The sequence below is a fragment of the Tunicatimonas pelagia genome, assembly GCF_030506325.1.
Taxonomy (GTDB): domain Bacteria; phylum Bacteroidota; class Bacteroidia; order Cytophagales; family Cyclobacteriaceae; genus Tunicatimonas; species Tunicatimonas pelagia.
Map to the genome: position 1 here is coordinate 6,784,699 of NZ_CP120683.1, position 20,376 is coordinate 6,805,074.

The 20,376-nt window shown below is 46.1% G+C and carries 12 protein-coding genes; 9 read left to right on the forward strand and 3 right to left on the reverse strand.

Annotation, left to right across the window (positions count from 1 at the left end):
* Positions 1-53: 53 nt before the first annotated feature.
* The 4 genes from P0M28_RS28915 (at position 54) to P0M28_RS28930 (ending at position 4,393) form a co-directional block, all read left to right on the forward strand.
* Positions 54-3,188, forward strand: coding sequence for a VPS10 domain-containing protein (locus tag P0M28_RS28915; RefSeq protein ID WP_302206987.1), 3,135 nt, complete (start codon positions 54-56; stop codon positions 3,186-3,188).
* A 169-nt stretch (positions 3,189-3,357) separates the two neighbouring features.
* Entirely contained in the window at positions 3,358-3,672 is a 315-nt protein-coding gene (locus tag P0M28_RS28920) for a hypothetical protein (RefSeq protein ID WP_302206988.1), read from the forward strand.
* A gap of 47 nt (positions 3,673-3,719) precedes the next feature.
* Complete coding sequence (locus tag P0M28_RS28925) at positions 3,720-3,974, forward strand: hypothetical protein (RefSeq protein WP_302206989.1); 255 nt, start codon at positions 3,720-3,722, stop codon at positions 3,972-3,974.
* A gap of 8 nt (positions 3,975-3,982) precedes the next feature.
* Entirely contained in the window at positions 3,983-4,393 is a 411-nt protein-coding gene (locus P0M28_RS28930) for a hypothetical protein (RefSeq protein ID WP_302206990.1), read from the forward strand.
* A gap of 62 nt (positions 4,394-4,455) precedes the next feature.
* Here P0M28_RS28930 and P0M28_RS28935 read toward each other — a convergent pair whose 3' ends face one another.
* The 3 genes from P0M28_RS28935 to P0M28_RS28945 form a co-directional block, all read right to left on the reverse strand.
* Positions 4,456-4,827, reverse strand: coding sequence for a hypothetical protein (locus P0M28_RS28935; protein ID WP_302206991.1), 372 nt, complete (start codon positions 4,825-4,827; stop codon positions 4,456-4,458).
* Positions 4,824-5,279, reverse strand: coding sequence for an SRPBCC family protein (locus P0M28_RS28940; RefSeq protein WP_302206992.1), 456 nt, complete (start codon positions 5,277-5,279; stop codon positions 4,824-4,826). The genes P0M28_RS28935 and P0M28_RS28940 overlap by 4 nt, the downstream gene beginning before the upstream one ends.
* Before the next feature lie 63 nt (positions 5,280-5,342).
* Positions 5,343-5,936: a Crp/Fnr family transcriptional regulator gene (locus P0M28_RS28945; RefSeq protein ID WP_302206993.1), complete on the reverse strand. Its 594-nt coding sequence runs from the start codon at positions 5,934-5,936 to the stop codon at positions 5,343-5,345.
* 140 nt (positions 5,937-6,076) lie between these two features.
* Between P0M28_RS28945 and P0M28_RS28950 the strand changes: the two genes are divergently transcribed.
* The 5 genes from P0M28_RS28950 (at position 6,077) to P0M28_RS28970 (ending at position 20,374) form a co-directional block, all read left to right on the forward strand.
* The gene (locus P0M28_RS28950; RefSeq protein ID WP_302206994.1) at positions 6,077-7,846 is read left to right on the forward strand and encodes a sodium:solute symporter family protein; all 1,770 of its coding nucleotides are present in this window, start codon (positions 6,077-6,079) and stop codon (positions 7,844-7,846) included.
* A 408-nt stretch (positions 7,847-8,254) separates the two neighbouring features.
* Positions 8,255-16,477, forward strand: coding sequence for a tandem-95 repeat protein (locus tag P0M28_RS28955; RefSeq protein WP_302206995.1), 8,223 nt, complete (start codon positions 8,255-8,257; stop codon positions 16,475-16,477).
* A gap of 32 nt (positions 16,478-16,509) precedes the next feature.
* The gene (locus P0M28_RS28960; RefSeq protein ID WP_302206996.1) at positions 16,510-17,424 is read left to right on the forward strand and encodes a PorP/SprF family type IX secretion system membrane protein; all 915 of its coding nucleotides are present in this window, start codon (positions 16,510-16,512) and stop codon (positions 17,422-17,424) included.
* A gap of 12 nt (positions 17,425-17,436) precedes the next feature.
* Positions 17,437-19,662 (forward strand): OmpA family protein, encoded by a 2,226-nt coding sequence (locus P0M28_RS28965; RefSeq protein WP_302206997.1) that lies wholly within the window; start codon positions 17,437-17,439, stop codon positions 19,660-19,662.
* Positions 19,663-19,831: 169 nt separating this feature from the next.
* Positions 19,832-20,374, forward strand: a complete 543-nt coding sequence (locus P0M28_RS28970; protein WP_302206998.1) for an acyl-CoA thioesterase — start codon at positions 19,832-19,834, stop codon at positions 20,372-20,374.
* Positions 20,375-20,376: the final 2 nt, after the last annotated feature.

The following is a 20,376-nucleotide window of genomic DNA, read 5'->3' on the forward strand; positions in this document are numbered from 1 at the left end:
CTATTACTTGATTTTCCGCTGGGATGAATATCTTGCGGTTTAATTGAAATCTCATGCTACGAACCACCGCTTCATTATCTTTTTTAGTCTTGCTGTTGTCGTTGCTTCCCGAACCAAGCAAGGCGCAACAGTACGATCCTGAAAAATTTCAGAACTTAGTCATTCGCAACGTAGGTCCCGCCAATATGAGCGGTCGCATTACCGCGATTGATGTAGTGCGAGATGATCCTAAAACAATCTACGTAGGAGCCGCTTCCGGCGGAGTGTGGAAATCAGAAAACGGTGGTACGGCTTGGACGAGTGTTTTTGATGATGCACCTACCCAGAACGTAGGTGCCGTAGCGGTGCAGCCCGATAATCCGAACGTAGTATGGGTGGGTACCGGAGAAGGGAATCCTCGTAATTCCATGAATCTGGGACAGGGACTCTTCCGAAGTCGTGATGCCGGAAAAAGCTGGGAGCTGGTTGGACTGGAAAAAACTAAAACCATTCACCGCATTCTGATTGACCCGAGCGACAGTAACGTAATCTACGTAGGGGCAATGGGCGATCCGTTTAGTCCAAATGAGCATCGGGGAGTGTACAAAACGACCGATGGCGGACAAACCTGGAATAAAACGCTGTTTACCAATAATCAATCAGGAGTAGGGGATATGGTGATGGATCCCCGCAATCCTCAGAAAATATTTGCCGCTATGTACGAACACCGACGGACACCCTACAGCTTTACGTCGGGTGGGCTGGGTTCGGGACTGTTTGTGACGATGGACGGGGGTGATACTTGGCAGCAGCTGAGCGAAGAAAACGGTTTGCCTGCGGGAGAACTGGGGCGGATCGGTGTTGCCATAGCTCCGAGTAATCCTAACCGGGTGTACGCTAAGGTGGAAGCTCAGAAAAATGCGCTCTACCGTAGTGAGGATGGTGGATTCACTTGGGAGATGATCAATGACAATCCCAAATTTACCAATAACCGACCGTTCTACTTTCAGGAATTATCGGTTGACCCGGCCGATGAAAATCGACTGTACAACATCTACCAACCGCTCAGCGTGAGCTACGATGGGGGCGAAAGCTTTGATCCGGTTCCCATGATTCCGGCGGATGAAACCAAGGGCATCCACGCCGATTTTCACGCTTTCTGGATTGACCTTAACGATCCGGAGTTCTTCATTATTGGCGGAGACGGTGGGCTGGGTATTACCCACGACCACGGAAAAAGCTGGTACTTTCCTGAAACCATTCCGGTAGCGCAGTTTTACCATATTGCCGTGGATAATGAGATGCCTTATAATGTGTACGGAGGGATGCAGGACAACGGTAACTGGTCGGGACCGGGCTACGTCTGGAAGCGGGGCGGCATTCGCACGCTTTATTGGCAGTATCTGGTCGGTGGTGATGGTTTTTATATCTCGCCCGATTCGGCTAACGCTCGCTTTGGCTACGGCACCTCTCAAAACGGCGACCTGTACCGCTACGATAAGCTAACGGGCTACTACCAAAGCATTAAACCAACTGCGCCCGATCTGGAAACCCGCTTGCGCTTCAACTGGAATGCCGGATTTGCCCGCGACCCCCAAGATCAGGATGTGACTTACTACGGCAGTCAGTTCGTGCATAAGACAACGGATAGAGGGGCTACTTGGGAAGTCATTTCTCCCGATTTAACGACTAATAATCCCGAGCAGCAGAAGCAAGACTACGGCGGACTAACGATTGATGCTTCTGGAGCTGAATTTTACAATTCTATCCTAACGATTGCCCCTAGTCCGCTGGAAGAAAAAACGATCTGGGTAGGTACCGATGATGGGCAAATACAACTCACTCGTAACGGTGGAAAAGATTGGGAGAACATCACTGCTAACGTGATCGGTTTGCCCGAACAAGCCTGGATTGCTCAGATACAAGCATCTCGCCACGATGCGGAAACCGCCTGGATGGTGGTAAACAATTATCGCCAAGGTGATTACGCCCCGTATCTGTTTATGACGCGTGACTACGGCGAAACCTGGCAGCAAATGGCGAATGCCAACGATGTGAGGGGATACGCTCTGTCGGTGATTCAAGATCCGGTAGAGCCGAACCTCGTATTTCTCGGTACCGAAAACGGACTGTGGATTAGCATGAATGAGGGTGGTAGCTGGACGCAGATGAAAAACGGTTTTCCGTCGGTATCAACCATGGACTTAGCCATTCAGGAGCGAGAATCAGCTCTGATTATTGGAACGTTTGGAAGAGCCATCTGGGTGCTGGATGATTTGTCCACATTACGCGAAGCCGCTGCCCAACGATTGAACGATGGTTTAACTGCGTTACCGATAAACGATGTAGTACAAGTAAAAGGCCTGTTCATCGCTCCGCCCGGCAACATCTGGACAGGTTTTCATACTACCTTTGAGGGCGAAAACCGCCCGTTTCAGAAAGTAGAGATTCCTTTTTTTGTTTCTGAGGTAACAGATACTACACAAGCGGTGGCTAGAATACTGGATGTCGAAGAAAATGAAATTCAGTCAGTTACATCATCAGAAGTGATTTCTGGCTTGAATCATCTTACTTGGAAGTTGAACGAAGGAAACGCTGAGTTACCGGGGGCCTACGTTACCGAAGAAACCCGTCGCATCCCGGTATTACCTGGCGATTATACCATCGTGATTGACTATGCTGGCGAAACTGATACCACCCAATTGAAAGTCATTCCCGATCCGCGCTTCGAGTATCAGTCGGAAGTAGACGAAGCATTGTACGCACTACGAAAACAGTTAGACAAATCTGTGGCCTCCTTTACTCAGTCACTGAATCAACTGGCGGCTAGTGATACAACTGCTCAGAATGTGTTGGCGCAGATTGAAGAATCTGATAATCAGGAATACGGTGATTTAAAGCAGCAGTCGGGAAACATACGGGAGAAGATTAAGTTGCTGAATGACCTAGCGAAGGGTAAACGCTCCGAGAAGCAAGTAGGAGCTTGGCAGTCGTTTGAAACTACCGCGTACTCTAAAGTGTCTGATGCTCGTCAGGCGTTACAAGCTCGTTTGCGAATGCCTTCTCCGCAGGATAAAGCACTAGTACAGCATGCGGAGCAATTAGTGGGTGAATTTCAGGTAGAGGTTAAGAAGTTTTACCAAGAAGATTGGCAAATCTACCGTCAGATGGTTGAGCAGTCATCGTTGAGTGCCTCTTTAGAAGAGTAACGAAGAAATTTACCCATATAATAATACATAATTTAGCCCGAGGGCAAACTGCTCTCATCAGCAGTTTGCCTATGCCTTGGGAGCAGAATTTTGTTTTACCTACAAAAAAGAGCTACTTGCCGAAGTACACGTGCATTGCCCTACACTTCTATTTGCAATTACAAATAATATGAAAAAATGTATGGTACTTACTTTTTGCAGTTTGTTATCGTGGCTTGGCTACTCTCAATCAGAAGATGATCAGGCAGCTACAAGCCTCAGGGAACAAATTTTTTTACCTGCACTGGAAATAGGCTATTTATACAACGGTGCTCAGTCTTTATCGGGAGGACTGTTGGTGAAGACATCCATAGAATACCGTCTAAAAAATAATAACGACGTATTTTTTCGTCTCAACTACGATACTTATGACACAAAGTACAAACTTGAGAATATCAATGGCTTAACCAATATTATTAACGGTACTGCGTTTTTTTGGACCTAATACTAGGTGGAGGATATAGATTTGGAGGAAACAAAACTCGTTTCTTTTTGCTACTCCAGTCAGGGGTGAAGTTCTATGACTATCCGGTAGCTACCCAAAGCGATAGCATCACTAGTATAAATCAAGATGGTAGGAGGATTTTTACTACTCGCGCCACATTTGGGGCTGAGTACTACCTCGATGATAAGAGGGCCTTTTCTATCGATTTATTTCAAAATCAGATTTGGCAAGAAAGAGACTTTTGGGATGATAAGAAAGCAGCTTGGGGAGTGTCAGTTGGTTTCATAACATCATTATTTTAACAATCAGCATGAAGTTATTGAACAGGTTGCAAGGGGCTCTTTTCCCTGACGATACTAACGTGACCCCGGAAGTATTAGAGCACTACCGGAAGCACCCCGAAGATCTAGATTTGATCATCAATAAAGAGTACTTTCATTCAGTATTTCTTGGTATTTGTTTTGGACTAGGTATTATCATTACGTTTGGGGCTAGAATTATTCAGTACTACTACGGAAACGTGCTCGGTGGTTTTATCAATACCATAATTCTTGACATGATATCAGAACTGGGAATTGCTATTTTTGGTGGAGCAATTGTAGCTTATATGATTGAGTTTTTGAAAAAGCAACAGTATCAGAAAAACTTAAAGTTTAGAAATTATATAAAGCGAGCTTTAGTGGAAAGTCAGAATGAAGTGATAGCCAAGCATGATACTTAGCCTTCTACTCAAACGACTTCTGATTAGAATGCCTTTTGATAATACACTGTTGTAAGTGTTTATTACTTCAGCCAAGTTGACCAAGGAATCAGAAATGGGAGTGCCAGCACCCAGATGACGAAGAAGATCGCCATTCCGGTAGGAAAAGGCGCATCGTTTCTGATGGCGGGTAGCGCTACTACCAATAGCCAGGAACCTTTGTAGACTAATTGAAGTAGAAGCACGGGCGAAAAAGTGATGGGTTTCCAGAGGCCAAGAATGGATAAAACAGTGATCCCCAACCATAGGCAGCCGACTAGTCGCATTACCTCTGTGGGAGGATAGGCACTGCCGAAAGTAGTAGTAGCCGCTCGAGCCGGATTGAACATCGCCGAAATAGCAATCTGTCCGGCTACGATGATATTGAGGACGTAAATAATTCTCAGAGCAATCATGGGGTTGGCTGTTTATGCTGTTCGGCAAGTTGCTTAAAGTTTTCCATCACTTCTGGTAACGAAGCTTGAAAGCCTCGTCCCAGCACCACTCCAAAAACGTGTTTTAGGGCACCAGTAAACTGTACATCGTCAGTGAAATATGTTACCTGGTCTTGGTACGCTAATGCTCTTTTAATGACTAAGTAGCCCACGGGCATTTTTGTGTTGAAGGTGTACGATTGTCCTGGGATAAGCTCGGAAATAAAAAACTTCAGCTTCGGGCCTTTCTTGGGAATAAGTACTCCGGTTGCCTCCAGCGCGAACGCTTCGTTCAGATAAGATTCTTTAAGTTCCGTATCCCAAACTTTCCAGCGAGAAATATCTGTGAGCAATTCCCAGACTTCCGCTAGTGGTTTATCTACGGCTATGGTAGCAGAAAAATGATAGTTCTTCTGTTGATTTATTTTGAGCATCTTGTAACAAATTTTAAGATGCGCAAAATTGGCAAAGCTCAACTAAAATCTACTGCACCTAGGTTAACTTCGGTGGCCAGCCATCACTTTTTTTCTGATTCTACTCAACGATTGAGGGGCAATTCCCAGAAAAGAAGCCAGATGTTTCAAAGGAATTCTTTGCAGCAGTTCCGGCTGATGGTTTAGCAGTTTTATATAGCGATTCTCAGCTGTTTCGGTCTGTAGCTCTTCCAGGATTTCCTCAGTAAAAAACTGCACTTCCTGAGTAATTTTCTGGGCAAACTGATTCCAAGAGGTCAATTGAAGCAACCGTTGGTTTTCTCGGTAAGTAGTTTCCCAAATCACAGAATCTTCAATAGCTTGGATAGTCTCGCGCGCAGGAGCTTGGTTGTTAAAACTGTATTGCGAAGTAAAGAAGTAGGGGGCTACGGTAAAGAATTTGTTTTTCTCTTCACCATCTTTGACAATAAAGTATCGTAACAAACCACTTTCTAAAAAATACAGATGACGACAAACGTCACCTGATTCTAAGATTACCTCTCCGCGTTTCACTTGTTGTTGCCGAAAGCAGTCGGCAATTAGATGCCAATCAGTATCGGGTATGGCTAGGTAATTTTTCACGAACTGTTTAAGGTGTACATCTCTTGTTTTTTTCATGCCCTGCGTACTGATTTTCCTAAAATTAAAAATTCTAACCCGTATATTGCTGCCTTATTTAATGAAATGGATGATAGAGCGAGTGAATAACGGATTACTATCTATCTAAGATTCATTACCAAATCAGATAATACTACTACATGCAACTTGCTACGCTCGATTGGGTCATTGTCGCGGCCTACTTTCTATTTGTGCTTATTGTCGGTCTCATCGTTTCCCGAAAAGCAGGGGATAATGTCTCGGAATTTTTCCTATCGGGGCGAAATATGTCCTGGTGGCTGCTCGGAGTTTCTATGGTGGCAACCACTTTCTCCGCCGACACCCCTAATCTGGTAACTGGACTAGTGCGGGTAGACGGAGTAGCAGGAAATTGGACTTGGTGGGCTTTTCTATTGACAGGTATGCTCACCGTTTTTGTATTCGCTAAGCTCTGGCGACGTTCTATGGTGCTAACCGATGTAGAGTTTTACGAACTGCGTTATAGTGGAAAAGCGGCGGCCTTTCTGAGAGGTTTTCGGGCATTGTACTTAGGACTAGTATTTAATGTGGTGGTAATGGGTGCAGTTTCATTAGCCGCTATCAAGTTCGGTGAGATTGTTTTAGGTATGCCCGGTTGGCTTACGCTGCTTATTGCGGGCTCAATCACTCTGGCTTACAGTGCCTTCGGTGGACTAAAAGCGGTAGTGATTACGGACTTTGTGCAGTTTATTCTGGCAATGATCGGCTCAATTTGGGCTTGCATCTACTTGGTGAACCATGAGCAGGTGGGTGGTCTGAGTGCTCTGCTAGCTGATGAACGGGTGCTGGAAAAAATCCAAATTCTTCCTGATTTTTCTAATCCATCAGTGTGGGTGCCAATACTGCTGGTACCCCTAGCCGTTCAGTGGTGGGCTTCCTACTATCCGGGGGCTGAGCCAGGTGGAGGAGGGTATATCGCCCAGCGGATGTTCTCCGCTAAAGATGAGCGAAATGCCATTGGTGCTACCCTGTTCTTCAATATTGCCCACTACGCTTTGCGTCCCTGGCCTTGGATATTAATTGCTTTAGCCTCTATCGTTGTATTTCCGGAGCTGACGGATATCCAGCGGGTATTTCCTTCGCTTTCGGCAGATAAGTTAGGCGATGATGTGGCCTATCCGGCTATGCTTACCCTACTTCCGGCGGGTTTATTGGGGCTGGTGGCAGCTTCGCTGATTGCGGCCTTTATGTCTACTATTTCTACGCAACTTAACCTGGGGGCTTCTTATCTGGTAAATGACTTTTATCAGCGGTTTTTTAACCCGAATGCCTCTCAACGGCAATTAGTTTGGGCGGCTCGGCTCATTACCGTACTTTCTGCTTTCTTAGGACTAGGTTTAGGATTACTGCTAACTGATGCCAGTCAGGCGTTTAATTTATTATTGCTACTCGGAGCCGGAACTGGGTTGATTTATATTCTTCGCTGGTTCTGGTGGCGAATTAATGCCATGACTGAAATAGTAGCCATGATTGCTTCTCTGATTATTGCTGGGTTTTTTACTTTTGCCAAACATGGCTTAGAAAGCTGGCAAACGATTGTGATTGGCTCGTTGCTTACTACCGTCATTTGGATCGTTTCAGCCTTTATGACTCGTCCTACTGATGATGAAACGCTCTTCAATTTTTATCGAAAAATAAAGCCCGGTGGAAAAGGGTGGAATGCAGTTGTTGAAAAAGCAAAAGCCCAGGGAATAGCTTTGGAAAAAGTACCAGGGCAACTGCCCCTGGAGTTGCTTTGTGTATTGGTTGGATCAATTGCAGTATACTCTGCTCTATTTGCTACTGGAAACTGGGTTTATGGTAATACTAATTTAGCAGTAATTTTCACAATAGTAGCTGGGGGTGGAATGGGGTTTCTTTTTTGGGCCTGGAAGCATTTACAGGCGGAGTAGTGTAACATATCCTTTTTTATGGTGAAATTATCATTACGTAAAATACATTGTTTTTATAAGCAAAAACACTTTATTGCAAAAATTGGGGTTCGAGGAATACAGCTAAATACCACACAATTAATGATTATTTTACAAGCAAATAATTTAAAATTAAGTGAAAAAGGCATTTAGCATACTCACTCTAGAACATCGCTAACGATCAGGTTTTGTTTAAGTATTCTTTATTCACCCTGAAACATTGTATTGATTTGAGAAGAAAATTTGTCGTTTAGAGAAAAACGGTACTTAGTTCGAAAGTAACAATTGTGGCTTCCAACAAAGATCATACACACGTAATGTGTGTAAATTTTTGGTATACTTTTTTTGAATAAGTTTGAAGCTAAGAAGTTACCTAAGAGCAAAAGTAGAATGAAAAAGTACCGGATAATTGCTATCGTATTGCCTGTATGCCTAGCAGTATTTGCTAGCGCTAATGGCAAAGCTTTCTACGCGGATAATACGTTTCACCACCTTCCATTGCCGAGTAATAGTAATGCAGTACTATCAGCTGATACCGACGGCGACGGGGTAGATGATGCTACGGATGTAGACGATGATAACGACGGTATTTTAGATACGGTAGAGGGGAATGGCGACCCCGACGGTGATGGTATTGCTAACTTACGTGACTTAGATAGTGATAACGACGGTATCCCCGACAATATTGAAGCTCAACCAACGGGTAGCTACGCGGCTCCAGCTAACGATGATGCCGCTACCTACACTTCCAACAATGGTCTCAACTCGGCTTACCCCAGCGGGCTCACACCGGTGAATACCGACGGGGATAGTAACCCCGACTATCTGGATACTGATAGCGACAACGAAGGCGGAAACGATGCTATAGAAGCTGGCTTTGTGGAAGCTGCCAACACGAATGATGCCGACCAAGACGGTCTGCTGAACGACTACGAACGGGGTTCTATTAACGATGGCTACGTTGCTAATGACGGAGTAAACAACCCCGCCCTGGCCTACGCTGATAGTGATGGCGACTTAGGTATTGGTGGAGACTTAGATTACCGAGACGATACCGACGATGCCTCGGGCATTCAGTGTGGTCCAGTTAATACGTTGTACCAGACAAAAGGAGAAGGTTATCAATCTGGTAACCCTGATCCAGATGTTGCGGCAGTCTATCGATATAACCCCTTCCTACAGCAGTATTTGAAGATAGCTGAATTGCCCGGTGTGACTAGCCGAGCGGCAACAAACTCCGCCTATAATGCAGTAACGCAGTACGTTTATTCTAATTATAATGGGGCTTCTGGTCAGGGACAGATACTTAGGGTATACGATCCGGCAGATAACTTCTCACTGGTAGGTGAAATTACCATTACGGGAACCACAGAAACTTTCAACAATGTACTCTTCGCTCAAGGTAATTTGGTAGGTTTTGTCAAAAATAGCAAAATCATAAAGTTTGATGTGAGCAGTGTTACGAGTTATCCGGCTACATTAACAGCTACTGAGGTAGCAATTACGGGTACTTTTTCCACTACAGCTGATTACGCACTGATTGGCGATTATATCTATGGGATCAACAATAACGGAAGTAATGCTCGGCTAGTCAAAATTCATGTTAATACGGGGGTATCCGATCGATTTAACTTGACTATAGACAACACCCTAGACGGAGTGGCAGCTAGTAGCGGTTACGGAGCGGTTTGGCAAGATCGTTATGGTAACTTATACGCCTTTAATAACGGTAATATCAATAACGGCACTAATGGTGATATCTACAAAATTGAGGATGTAGTAAACGCCACCAATGGTACCAGTTTCACTAAAATATTGTTGGCTGATCCCTCTGGTCGTAACGACGGCTTCGGCTGTGAACTCAACCCTGACCCACTGGATTGGGATGGTGATGGCGTACCCGACGATGCCGATGTAGACGATGATAACGACGGGATTTTGGACGAAGTAGAGGATACTAGAGCAGATGGTACCCAGCCTGATGGTGACAACAATCCCAAAACTAACTTTATTGATACCGACGGTGACAACATTCCCGATGCCTATGATTTAGACTCGGATGGTGATGGTATTCCTGACAACATTGAAGCCCAGACTACAGCGGCCTATAAAGCACCAACGGGTACGTCCTACACGGCTGATGGACTAGATCATGCCTATACCACCAATGCTACTGGGGGAGCGTATCCAACCAACGGAATTGTTCCGGCAGACACAGATCCAAGTGCTGCTAACGGAGGCGACGATATTCCCGATTATCGTGACTTAGACTCGGACAATGACGGCACCTCTGACCTGATTGAGGCCAACCAAGTGCTATCCGGTAAAGATTTTGATGGTGATGGATTGGATAATAATTTAGATGCGACCACCGGCTTAGACGATCCCAACGGTAAACTCAATGCTCCCACCAACTTACCCAATACCGATGGCATAGGTGAAATTGACGTGCGCGATGCCAAAGATACCGATGGCGATAGTGTTTTAGATGTTGATGATTTTGATGATGACAACGATGGTATTCTAGATAATGATGAAGCTATTGGCAGTAACCAGCCTATTGGCGATGCCGACGGCGACGGAATTCCTAACTTTGCTGATGTGAATGATGGTGGCGGAACGGGTGATGGCTCTACCACGAGCTACACTGATGCGGATAATAATGGCGTGCCAGATGTTTATGACGTGGATGGAGATGGTATTGCCAATCATCTGGACTTAGATAGTGACAACGACGGTATTTACGACGCCGTAGAAGCCGGGCACGGGGAAATACCTACCGACGGAAGAGTAGGTAGTGCCGGGACTGTGGGTACCGATGGTATTTTTGATGATTTACAATCGCCTAGCGGGGTGAATAGCGGAGCTGTGGATTATACCTTGGCGGACTCGGAAGCTACTCCCGACGGTACGCCCGACTTTCTGGAGCTAGATGCGGACGGCGACGGCTGTAACGATGTGCGCGATGCGGGTTTTACTGACGGTGATACGAATGGGTTCTTAGGCGATGGAACCTACAACGCCGGACTGCTGGTAGATGCCAATGGAGTAGTGACCTCGGGTACTGATGGCTACACGGCACCCTCTGCCGATTACACCGATCATACCGTAGATGTGGGCTGTAATGAACCCCCAACGATTACTGTACCAGGTGCCCAGACCACCGATGAAGATAATGATTTGGTATTTAATGCTACCAACAGCAACGTAATTTCTATGACCGATGCAGATGGCGATACCCAAACCGTTACTATTACCACCACTAATGGCACTTTTACCCTATCGCAAACCACCGGATTAACTTCGGTGAGTGGAGATGGTACGAACAGTCTGAGTTTCGGTGGCAGCTTGACTGACATTAACAGCGCGCTGAACGGAGCTACCTTTAATCCTACGGCTGACTACAATGGTTCGGCTACTGTAACCATTGCGACCAATGATGGCAATACAGGCACCGATTCAGAAACAGTTAGCATTACAGTGAATGCTGATAATGATGTTCCGGTAGTGGATTTAGATGCCAATGACGACAGCGGAGCTACTGGCTCTGCCTACGAAGGTAGTTTTACCGAAGATGGTGGTGCAGTGGCTATTGCCGATGATGATGCTGCAATCAGTGATGCGGATGATACCAACTTGGAAAGCCTCACCGTAGTAATCACGAATCTTCAGGATGGTACGGATGAAAGTCTGTTGGTAGGTGATTTATCATCATTGAACATTAGTAGTAGTTATGCTAGCGGTACGGGTACACTTACATTAACCGGAAGCTCTTCAGTAGTCAATTACCAGACTGCTTTGCGTCAGATTGTGTACAATAACAGCAGCAATAACCCGGATGGCACAGCCCGTAGTATTACGGTGATAGCCAATGATGGGGATGGTAATAGTATGATTGCTACTACAACACTTAGTGTAAACGCGGCCAATGATCCGCCCAGCAGTAGTAATAACACCGTAAGTACGAATGAAGATACTGATAAAGTTTTTGTGGTTACCGATTTCCCATTCACGGATGTAGATGCGGGAGCAAGTTTAGATCATGTTGAAATTACGGCGCTGCCCACCGTTGGTACGCTTTTCTTAGATGCTGATAACGATGGCGAAGTAGATAGTGGGGAAACGGTATCCCTCAATCAAGATATTGCCGCCACTGATCTGACTGACCTGACTTTTAAACCAGCTACCAATGCCAATGGAACCGGGTACGCTAGCTTTACTTTCCGGGTGAACGACGGAACGGCTTATGCTGCTTCATCTAATACAATGACTATTGATGTAATGGCGGTGAATGACGCCCCGACGGCTACCGATAAAACACTAACTACCGACGAAGATACCCCGGTAATAATTGCCACGACTGATTTGGGTTATAGTGATACCGAAGGCGACGATTTAGCTAAAATCACCATAGACGCTATTCCGACCGATGGTACCTTGTTTATTGATTCGGATGGCGATGGTGAGATAGGTGGGGGAGAAGCCCTAGCTGATAATGACGAAGTAACCAAGGCACAACTCGATGCCAATGCACTCAAATTTTTACCCGCTACCAATGGGAATGGTACTAGCTACGCCGAATTTGATTTTACGGTCAACGATGGAACAGTTGATGCCGCAGCCTCCAATACCATCACTTTTGATGTAACGGCCATCAATGACGCCCCGACAGCTACCGATGAAACATTAAGTGGAGACGAAGATGTTGCAGTCGTAGTGACTACCGCAGACTTGGGTTACAGTGATGTTGATAGCGATCCGCTTAGCAAGATAACGATCACCAGTACTGCTACTGTGGGAACACTATTTTTAGATGGCGACGGTGACGGAGAGGTAGATGCTGGCGAAGCTTTGGTTGATAATGATGAGATAACCAAAGCCAAATTAGATGCTGGCGAACTAAAATTTATATCGGCGGCTAACGGTAATGGCACTGGCTACGATAATTTTAACTTTCGGGTGAACGACGGCACTATCGATGCTACCGCCACGAATACGATCACCTTCAATTTAGCTGCGGTGAATGATGCCCCAACCGCTGCTGATAATACTGTTACTACTGACGAAGATACTGATTACACCTTTACAGCAACTGATTTCAATTACAGTGATACAGAAAGTAGTGCATTAGATCATATTGAAATAACAACTTTGCCCTCCGAAGGAACCTTATTTTTGGATGATAACACTGATGGTATTATCGATGGTGGGGAAGTAGTATTAGCCAATCAGGATATTACTGCCGGGGATATTGCTAAATTGAAATTCCGTCCAGCTTTAAACGAAAATGGTGCTAGTTACGATGATTTTGACTTTTTGGTGAATGATGGGTCAGCTTATTCGGCTGTAGCCAACACGCTTACGATAGATGTTGATCCCGTAAATGATCCTCCGATAAGTAACAATGCTGATCCCGAAACAATTAATGCTGCCGAAGAGCAGACGGACGTCGTGCTTAATCTCTCCGCGCCCAGCGATGTAGATAATGACGACAATACATTGGCCATCACGGTTACAACGTTGCCATCATTGGGGGAAGTTACGCTAGCTGATGGCAATGCGCTTACCCTTAATCAAACTTTAACGATTGCCCAACTTACGAACCTACAGTACGATGCTCCGGCTGACTATAATGGTACGGACAATGCCGGAGATTTTGAATATACGGTCAGTGATGGCACCACAACGATTACCCAGACTGTTAGTTTCAATCTATCGACAGTCAATGATGCTCCAACGGCTGTTGATAAGACGTTGACAACCAATGAAGATACCCCCGTAGCAATTGCCACTACTGATTTGGGTTACGATGATGTGGATGGCGATGCCTTAGATAAAATCACCATAAACGCTATTCCTTCCGATGGCACTTTATTCGTTGATGGCAATGGTAATGATGTGGTAGATGGTAGCGAGGCGTTGGTAGCTACTGACGAAGTAACCAAAGCACAACTTGATGCCAATGAATTGAAGTTTTTACCTGCTAAGAACGGGAATGGTACTAGCTACGCGGATTTTGATTTTACAGTTAACGATGGTACGGTTGATGCCGCAGCTTCCAGCACTATCACCTTTGATGTAACGGCGGTGAATGATGCCCCGACAGCTACCGATAAAACACTAACTACTGATGAAGATACTCCAGTAGTGATTGCCACCAGTGATCTAGGCTACAATGATACTGAAGGCAACAATTTAGCTAAAATCATCATAGATGCTATTCCGACCGATGGCACCTTATTTATTGATTCGGATGGCGATGGTGAGATAGGTGGGGGAGAAGCCCTAGCTGATAATGACGAAGTAACCAAGGCACAACTCGATGCCAATGCACTCAAATTTTTACCCGCTACCAATGGGAATGGTACTAGCTACGCCGAATTTGATTTTACGGTCAACGATGGAACAGTTGATGCCGCAGCCTCCAATACCATCACTTTTGATGTAACGGCGGTGAATGATGCGCCTTCGGTTAGTGATGTGAGCAAACCAGCTGCCCAAGATAAAGAGACTGCTTTCACAGCGGATGATTTTTCCGATCAGTTCTCCGATGTAGACAATAATACCTTAAGTAAAATTCAAGTAATGAGCCTGCCGGCTAACGGGAAGTTACAGCTCAATGGCGTAGATGTCGCTCTGAATGATGAAATTGCTGTCGCTGATTTAGGTAATCTGGTTTTTGTCCCTGACAGTGGCTTTACCGGCACTACCAGCTTTGGCTGGAACGGTAGTGATGGCACCGTTTACGCGGCTACTCCGGCACAAGTCAATATTACGGTGTCTCCCCAGCAAGTTCCGGTGGTTTCGGACGTACAGAAGGCGGGCAATGAGGATGAAACAATTACCTTCAATGCCACCGATTTCAGTAGCCAATTTACTGATGCTGATGCCGACACCTTGGTTCGGGTACAGATCGTTAGCTTACCTACCAACGGAACATTGCTGCTGGATGGGGATACCGTAGCGGTTAACGATGAAATCAGTGTGACCGAGCTAAGCCAGCTAACGCTGGTGCCTGCTGCCAATTTCAATGATACTATCTCTTTTGCGTGGAATGGCTACGATGGCTTTCAGTATGCTGCTAGCGAAGCTAGTGTATCTGTGGTGCTGACTGATGTTCCCGATGCTCCTACTGTTGGTGCAGTAAGCAAATCTGGCGCAGTGAGCCAACCCGTTTCATTCGCCACTACCGACTTCACTAGCCAGTTTGCCGATGTGGATGGCGAGGCTCTACAGAAAATTCAGATCACCACGTTACCCGAAAACGGCACCTTGCTACTGAGTGGAGTAGCGGTCAATCTGGACGATGAAATATCGGTTGATTCGTTAGATCAGCTCACCTTTGTTCCGGATGCTACCTTTAGCGGCACGATTACGTTCGGCTGGAACGGCAGTGATGGTACTCTTTATGCGGATACACCGAATACCGTATCAATGGTCATCATCGGGGGCGGGGCTACCACTACCGACAGCGATCAAGATGGTATTCCAGACGCAGTAGAAATCGGCGACGACCCTGCGAATCCACAAGATAGCGATGGCGACGGCACCCCTGATTTCCAGGACATCGATAGTGACAATGACGGGATTCCTGATCGTATTGAAGCGGGTAGCAATCCTGCTCAGCCTACGGATACTGATGGTGATGGTACGTCCGACTACCAAGATACCGATAGTGATGGTGACGGTGTGCCCGACAGCGTAGAAGCGGGCAGCGATCCACAACAGCCTCGGGACAGCGATGGTGACGGTACGCCCGACTTCCAAGACACTGATAGCGATAATGATACGATTCCTGATAACGTAGAAGCAGGCGCGAACCCTAGCCAGCTCACGGATACCGACCAAGATGGTACCCCCGATATGCTTGATACGGATAGCGATGGTGACGGGATCGCTGATTCTACCGAAGCGGGAGCTGACCCTACGAATCCGGTCGATACGGACGGCGACGGACTGCCCGATTTCCAAGATGCAGATAGTGACGGCGATGGAATTAGCGATACGGCTGAGGCTGGATCTAACCCTACCCAACCCGTAGATACCGACCAGGATGGTACGCCCGATTTCCAAGAAACTGATAGTGATAACGACGGTATCGCCGATGCCACCGAAGCGGGAGGCGATCCACAAAACCCGATTGATACCGATCAAGACGGTGTTCCTGATTTTCAGGAAACGGATAGTGACGGGGATGGTATTACTGATGCCACCGAAGCGGGTGATGACCCGCAGAACCCGCGCGACAGCGATGGTGACGGCATCCCTGATTTTCAAGAAACGGATAGTGATGGGGACGGTATTGTTGATGGTGATGATGACGGCTTAATCATTTACGAAGGTTTTTCACCCAACGCCGATGGTAATAATGAAACTTGGTGGATTGAAGGCATCGAGAACTATCCTGATAATACCGTTCAGATTTACAACCGTTGGGGCAACAAGCTTTTTGAGGTGCAAGGGTATAATAATGAAGACCGCGCCTGGGGCAGTACTTCTAGTATCGGTCTAGTATTGGGCAATAAAGAAGTACCGGACGGGACATATTTTTATATCATTGACTTAGGAGATGGCAGTAAGCCGCGCAAGGGCTTCATTACCATTCACCGATAATAAAACCACAAACAACTAATATTACAAGGAACATGAAGCAGATAAGACCAGGGTTACTAGTGGCAGTTCTTTTGTTACTGTCGCTAGCGAGCTTCGCTCAGCAGCAAGCCATGTACACCCAATATATGTTCAACGGTCTGGCCATTAATCCAGCCTACGCTGGAAGTCAAGAGTCATTAACGCTGACTGCCTTGGGGCGCGAACAGTGGGCTGGTTTTGAAGGGGCCCCTAGCAGTCAGACGTTTTCGGCCCATGCTCCACTACGAAACAGAAAGATCGCCGTAGGGCTGCTCCTGACTCATGATGAGATCGGTATCACTAATCAGTACGGAGCCTATGCTATTTATGCTTACCGTATCCAGATGGCCAAAGGAACGCTTTCGGCTGGGCTACAGGCAGGTTTTAATAATTATCGGGCAGCCTTTAGTCAGGTAAACGTTCGGCAAAACGATGGCTCATTTGCGGCAGATGACCTGCAAGGGTTTTTACCTAACTTTGGAACCGGTTTATATTACAGCACTCAACGATTTTATGTCGGCTTCTCGCTCCCACAGTTGTTAACCAATCCTTACCCGGGCTTTGATGGCTCCCGAGCGCAGCAGTATCGCCACTGGTTTTTATCATCGGGATACGTTATCGACTTAAATACTGACTTAAAGCTAAAGCCCAACGTACTGGTAAAAGCCGTAGAAGGCGCGCCTATTGAACTAGACCTTAATGCAAACTTACTCATTCGGGAACTGATTTGGCTGGGAGTATCGTATCGCTCGTTCGATGCTATAAGTGGCTTGTTTGAGTTGCAGGTAACCCCGGGCTTTCGTATTGGCTACGCTTATGACTATACCCTGACTGATCTTCAGCAGTTTAATACGGGTAGCCATGAGCTATTGCTCAACTATCGCTTCCTGCGAAAGGATAAAAAAATGCTGACCCCTCGCTATTTCTAACCGAACGTAATTATGAAACTTGGAAGTGTTTTACTCTGTGCTATCGGATTATTGTGGGGCGGGGAAATAGCCTGGGCTCAAAGCTCACTGATCCGGCAAGGCGACAAGCTCTACGAGCAAATGGCGTACATTCGTGCGTTGGATTTCTACCAAAAAGCCCATAAGAAAGATAGTCTCAATCAGTTAGTGAAACTAAAGATTGCAGAAAGCTATCGTCATTTGAACGATCCTGCCAACGCCGAAACTTGGTACTCTCAGGTAATTAATGATTCGGTAGCTGCCACTGAGCACAAGCTCTACTACGCCGAAGCCCTGAGTAGCAATGGCAAGTACGAGCAAGCGCAGCAGTGGTTCGAGAGCTACGCCCAGGAGAGGGGACAGGAACGAAGAATTCAGAATCGAGTGCAGGGGGTGAGTCAGTCAGAAGTGTTCTACCGTAACCAATCCTTTATCTCGGTGAACGAAGCGGCTTTCAACTCTCCGCAGTCTGATTTTGCCCCTACGTTCTACGACAGTGGTCTAGTATTCACCTCCGCTCGTCAGGGCAGTGGGCGCTTTGCCTGGGATGGGTCTAACTACCTCGATTTATACCAGTTGCAGGGCGAACGGGATATTAAATCACTAAGTAAAACAATCAATTCCCGCTATCACGAAGGATCGGCTGTCTTTTTCGCTGACAATACGAAGGTGGTATTCACCCGAAGCGATTTTAAGGACAAGAAGCTAGGAAAAAGTCAAGATGGGGTAAACAAACTGAAACTGTTCTACGCCGAAAAGCAAGAAAGCGGTAAATGGAGCAAGCCGGAGTTACTACCCTTCAACAGTGCGGAATACTCCTGTGGGCACCCAGCCATTGACCTAGACACCACACTATATTTTGTGAGCGACATGCCCGGTGGGTTCGGCGGCACCGACTTATACCGAAGTAATTATCACAACGGTCAGTGGCAAGCCCCGGTGAACCTAGGCTCAACTATCAATACGGAAGGAGATGAAATGTTTCCTTTTCTGCGGGTAGTTCAAGCTCAGCCGGATAAAGAGCTTTATTTTGCCAGTAACGGCCATCAGGGGTTAGGGGGCTTAGATGTGTTTGGTATTAATATTACGCAGGGTACCGATGGGCACATCACCAACTTAGGCTACCCAATTAATACCTCTATGGACGACTTCAGTTTGATTGTCGATACTAAGAATCAAACGAAACGAGATCAGGCAACGTCGGGGTACTTTGCCAGCAACCGCGAAGAGGGTACAGGTAGTGACGATATTTATCATTTTACTTCATTGAAACCACTGTTAGACCAGCCGATGGTAAAAGGAGTGGTGATGGATGAGCAGAGTAAAACCTTTATTCCTGGGGCTAAAGTGGTATTACGCGACGCACAACAAAACGAGGTCGCTTCTACCGTGGCAGACGATGAAGGTAATTACTCTTTTGTAGTGGAGTTGGATAGGCAGTACGAAGTGGTGGCTCAGCAAAGTGAATATCTGGAGAATAAAACGCAATTTTCTACTACCGAAGAAAAAATAGCCTGGGAGGCTGACGTACTGCTAAGCAAAAACCATAGCTTTTCACTGTTTGGGCTTATTGCCGAAAATGATACGGGCGAACCCATCGATGGGGTGCAAGTAATACTTACCGATAATATGATTGGAAAGCCAGTACTGGACATTACTACCGATACCAGAGGAACATTTTCTCACAGCATAGAAAATAAAGAACTTAATGACCGGATTAGCTACCAAATCCAATTGAGTAAAGAAGGCTACCTCAGCAAAATGGTAACGTTCAATAGTCAGTTAACCGAGCCGGGGCAAATTGATCTGCACGAGGTGTTAGATGTCCGTCTTGATAAAATTGACATTGGAACCGATATTGGGGCACTCATCGACATCCAGCCCATTTACTTCGATTTAGGAAAATACGTGATCCGACCTGACGCGGCGCAAGAGCTAGATAAAATGGTGGCTACTATGAAGGAAAACCCTGGTTTAGAAATTGAGCTAGGTTCGCATACCGATGCTCGGGGCAGTGCTTCTTCTAACCTTCGCCTATCGGATAAGCGAGCGAAGGCTTCCGCTGATTACATTGTTTCTCAGGGGATTAGCCGAAGTCGTATTGTAGGCAAGGGGTACGGCGAAAGCAACCTGATTAATCGCTGTGCCGACGGGGTATCGTGTTCGGAAGAAGAGCATCAACTCAACCGAAGGACAGAGTTTAAGGTAACAAAATTTTAGTGCCCACGTCAGAAGGTCAGCAAAATGCTGGCTTTTTTTATACTTAAAGCGATAGGCCGATTGGTATATCAATAAGTATTTAAAAAATCTCGTTCGCTGAGAGAATATCGCTACTTTTGCACCATAATCTTTTCTGCGATTGAATTACTCAACGGTATCTTCTCAAGATATGCCTAACCAAAAAAACGCCCAAGAATCATTTACTACCATGACCGAAATGGTCTTTCCCAATGATACCAACGGACTGAATGGTCTGATGGGAGGGAGGCTCTTGTATTGGATGGATATTGTAGCCGCCATAGCTGCTCAGAAACACTCCAACAGCTATGTAGTAACGGCTTCGGTAGATAATGTATCGTTTTCTCATCCAATAAAAATTGGTAATGTGGTAACGCTGAAGGCAAAGGTTACTCGAGCCTTTAATACTTCAATGGAGGTACACATTGAAGTGCAGGCGGAAGATGTGCCTAGTAGTCAAGTAGTTGAAAGTCATCGGGCATTTTTCACGATGGTGGCGGTCAACCTTCGGGGTAATAAAACCAAAGTACCGGAGCTGATACCAGAGACAGAAGAAGAGCAACAACTATTTGCCGGTGCCCTTCGGCGGCGTCAGTTGCGGTTAGTGCTAGCCGGACGTATGAAGCCAGATGAGGCGAATGAGCTTCGCTCTATTTTTGATATTTCAGATGCCCCTAAACAAGAAAACGCCTAACT

Coding starts and splice junctions, on each gene's coding strand:
- P0M28_RS28970 (WP_302206998.1), top strand. CDS start 19,832: ATGCCTAACCAAAAAAACGCCCAAGAATCATTTACTACCATGACCGAA.
- P0M28_RS28915 (WP_302206987.1), top strand. CDS start 54: ATGCTACGAACCACCGCTTCATTATCTTTTTTAGTCTTGCTGTTGTCG.
- P0M28_RS28935 (WP_302206991.1), bottom strand. CDS start 4,827: ATGATTGCTCTGAGAATTATTTACGTCCTCAATATCATCGTAGCCGGA.
- P0M28_RS28940 (WP_302206992.1), bottom strand. CDS start 5,279: ATGCTCAAAATAAATCAACAGAAGAACTATCATTTTTCTGCTACCATA.
- P0M28_RS28965 (WP_302206997.1), top strand. CDS start 17,437: ATGAAACTTGGAAGTGTTTTACTCTGTGCTATCGGATTATTGTGGGGC.
- P0M28_RS28950 (WP_302206994.1), top strand. CDS start 6,077: ATGCAACTTGCTACGCTCGATTGGGTCATTGTCGCGGCCTACTTTCTA.
- P0M28_RS28960 (WP_302206996.1), top strand. CDS start 16,510: ATGAAGCAGATAAGACCAGGGTTACTAGTGGCAGTTCTTTTGTTACTG.
- P0M28_RS28930 (WP_302206990.1), top strand. CDS start 3,983: ATGAAGTTATTGAACAGGTTGCAAGGGGCTCTTTTCCCTGACGATACT.
- P0M28_RS28955 (WP_302206995.1), top strand. CDS start 8,255: ATGAAAAAGTACCGGATAATTGCTATCGTATTGCCTGTATGCCTAGCA.
- P0M28_RS28920 (WP_302206988.1), top strand. CDS start 3,358: ATGAAAAAATGTATGGTACTTACTTTTTGCAGTTTGTTATCGTGGCTT.
- P0M28_RS28945 (WP_302206993.1), bottom strand. CDS start 5,936: ATGAAAAAAACAAGAGATGTACACCTTAAACAGTTCGTGAAAAATTAC.